Genomic DNA, 3,286 nt, shown 5'->3' on the forward strand with positions numbered 1-3,286 from the left:
TGAAATTGGTAGAGGCGGATTTATCTGATCCCAATACCTGTCACTTTTTGGTAGGGGGCACAACTGGAAGCGGCAAGAGCGAATTTTTGCGATCGCTTCTGCTATCCCTACTCTATCACCACTCTCCTCAACAGCTCAAAATTGCTCTAGTTGATCCCAAGCGAGTCACTTTCCCAGAATTTGAGGGAATGTCATGGTTGCTGTCACCAATCGTTAAAGATTGCGATCGCGCTATCGAACTGATGGCAGAATTAGTTGACGAAATGGAGCAGCGTTACCGGAAATTTGAACGAGCCAAGTGTCCTCACCTGGATGCTTATAATCAGCAATTGAGTAATAAACAAAACCTACCATTACCCCGGATAGTCTGTATTTTTGATGAATATGCTGACTTCATGGCAGAAAAAGAAATCCGCAAAGAGTTAGAATTAAGTATTAAGCGTTTAGGAGCTAAAGCTAGAGCAGCTGGGATTCATTTGATTATTGCTACTCAACGACCAGAAGCGAAAGTTGTTACTCCGATTATTCGGTCTAATTTACCAGGGCGAATTGCTTTACGCACCGCGTCTGAAGCGGATTCAAAGATTATTTTTGGTGGCAACAACACTGAAGCAGCTTATTTGTTGGGTAAGGGAGATTTATTATATCAAAAGGGTGGTAAGTTAGAGCGATTGCAGAGTTTGTTTGCTGAGAGGATTGTATTGCCTTGAGCAAAGTTTATTCAAATAAAGTTTGACCCTGTGGTGCGTTACGGGGCAGACTATCCAAAAACTGGCTACCGTAAAAATCAAGGCAAGTCCGCCCCTAACACACCCTACCCAACAGCCCGAGCCACACGAAAACCGATAATGCTGAAGATGAACTCGCGCGCGAGAAAGAAGTTGCGGGAGGCAGAACGGCAATACCTAGGAAGGTCGTACCACGAGCCGCCCCGCACTATATAATAATCAGTATGATAATTATCTTTAGTCCAGATACTCCCATCTGTAGGAGCTCCTTCGTAATTATCATGCCAAGGATCTGCACACCACTCCCAAACATTGCCATGCATATCGTATAAACCAAAGCCGTTGGGGGGAAAACGTCCTACATCGGTGGTTTCTTTTCGAAATTCCCCTTGTGCTTCCTCTGCATAAATAGAGGAAGCACCATAATTAGCTAATTTACTCCTTATGGTCTCTCCATAATGGAATGGTGTGGTAGTTCCGGCTCTACAGGCGTATTCCCATTCCGCTTCAGTGGGTAATCTGTATTCCGTTGCTGTATATTCACAGAGGCGATCGCAAAATTCCACTGCATCGAACCAGGTTACTCGCTCTACTGGTCGATTCTCTCCTTTAAATTCAGAGGGGTCTGGATCTAAGTCCCGCTTAACTTTTGGAAGCTTGGCCACAGCTCGCCATTGCGCCTGGGTTACTTGATATTTCCCCAGAAAGAAGGGTTGGATGCGTACTTGGTGCTGAGGTCTTTCACTACCATCACTCCCTTTCTCACTTTCAGGGGAACCCATTAAGAAGTTTTCTTTTGGGATATACACCATCTTTAGGTCTACTCCATTCCCGAGATTTTGAGTGAAATAACGCGCTTGCTGGGATTCTCGGTTGATTATTGCTCCTCTACGGTTAACTGTTACTACTTTAAAGGAAAACTGCTTTAAACCTTTTGGCTCTGTCGTTTGTTTGTAAACTAATAAATTAGAAATGTCATTGGCATTTTTTTCTAACCATTGCTTTAGTTGCTCAGCCTCTGAATTAGGAATATTTCCATTTACTAATAAATGATCGACAAATTTGACAATAAATTTTTCATCATTATTTCTTTTATGTATATGTATATCATCCAATTTTTCTAGAATTTCATAAAAAGTTTTAGGTATTTGATTTTGACAATCTGGACAACAATTCCTGTAAGATTTTTGCATCTGTCTAAGCATTTTTTTTTCTAAAGTAATCAATATATTGATTAAACTAGTGGTAATTTTGAAATTTTCCTCAATCGCTTTTAATTTAGCATTATTTTGATTTTGTTTAAGTGCTCTATCAATTAATTCTTCTAACTGATTGTAAGCCTGACAATACATTATTAATTTGTAAACGATTGCCTTTAAATTTCCACCGCTAGCAACCTCGTTCAGATTTATATTTAATTCAAAAAGCACCATCATTTCTAATTCAGTTTGATCAGGAAACGCACTACACAGTGCTTCGTTTATCTTTTTGAGGAGATAACCAGGGGTATGTCCAGCATTCATTGATGGTTAGTTCAAGACCTGTGAGAAATAGAACTTTCTGACTCTAATTTAGTATCTACAGTCTGATTATACCGAATTGAAACCCGCTATACTAACCCCAAACTAAGACAGCATAGACTCCATATATCAAATAAACACCAAGTACAATCGCAATAATAATCCGAGCCTTCATGGAAGTAGAATGGGCATCTTGCCCGTTACTGATTGTAGAATGGGCATCTTGCCCGTTACTGATACGAGACGACTGTAAGAACGTTCTCGCAAAGAACCATATAAAAATAGAATTCTTGGTGGGTGGTCAAAACTGGTCATTATAAAAGACAAAAGTTCAAAGTGTTCTCACGATACCTGATTAACTTCTATTTCTAAGGCTGAAATTGCTTCTATGATTTCATCAAAGGGTGGAGCAGTACCTAACATCATGCCCTGCATTGCCTGATAATCAGTAATGAGAGCTTTTAGTAATTCTCCTTTCGGTAAGAGTTTTAGAGAGCCGGGAATCGCTTCGTCTAATTTCATCCAGCTTCGATTAAACAGTTTTTTGGTGTACTGGCGTACATCTTCTCTTAACTGATGATTGGCAATGGCTGTCTTACCTGCTTCCTGACGGGAAATTATTGCTACATCATAATAATGACGTGAAAGTCTCTGGCGATCACTGGGCAGGCGTTGTTCGTCTCGATAACCACAAGACCAACCATGTAATATCATGATTTTATCCCAAAAAGTTCTTTGAGGGTCGATGGTCGTTACATTTGCTACGGAAAAATTCCATTCTTCAAGTATCTCGGATAGATAGGGGGTAATAGTATGATTTTGATGGGGATCGAGCGCTGACCGTGCGCCTGCTTCTAGTTTGACACGGGGTTGAACGTAAGCAATGCTATCGGATGGAAATAAGCTCGGATACTGAAACAGCAGGGTTGAATTATCTGGATCGTCTTCATCGAGTACAATGCGACTCTCAGGCGAAATTACCCCAGCAACTTGTGATAAGTCATCTTTAAGCTTGCCACAGATATACGTTGAAGCAGC

The 3,286-nt window shown here is 40.7% G+C and carries 3 protein-coding genes and 1 pseudogene; 1 reads left to right on the forward strand and 3 read right to left on the reverse strand.

Annotation, left to right across the window (positions count from 1 at the left end; translation table 11 throughout):
- Positions 1-710 (forward strand): FtsK/SpoIIIE domain-containing protein (locus F6K20_RS30630; protein ID WP_287297237.1); only part of this gene is annotated, 710 nt, incomplete at its 5' end.
- Positions 711-814: 104 nt separating this feature from the next.
- Here the strand turns inward: F6K20_RS30630 and F6K20_RS40225 are convergent.
- The 3 genes and pseudogenes from F6K20_RS40225 to F6K20_RS30650 form a co-directional block, all read right to left on the reverse strand.
- Entirely contained in the window at positions 815-2,251 is a 1,437-nt protein-coding gene (locus tag F6K20_RS40225) for an SUMF1/EgtB/PvdO family nonheme iron enzyme (RefSeq protein WP_071102288.1), read from the reverse strand.
- A gap of 231 nt (positions 2,252-2,482) precedes the next feature.
- A pseudogene (locus tag F6K20_RS30645) lies at positions 2,483-2,563 on the reverse strand (arsenical resistance protein ArsH); the annotation flags it as partial.
- Between the two features lie 27 nt (positions 2,564-2,590).
- The coding region (locus tag F6K20_RS30650) for a nucleotidyl transferase AbiEii/AbiGii toxin family protein (RefSeq protein ID WP_287297239.1) at positions 2,591-3,286 on the reverse strand (696 nt) is incomplete at its 5' end.

It is taken from the genome of Moorena sp. SIO2C4, assembly GCF_010672485.1.
Lineage (GTDB): Bacteria > Cyanobacteriota > Cyanobacteriia > Cyanobacteriales > Coleofasciculaceae > Moorena > Moorena producens.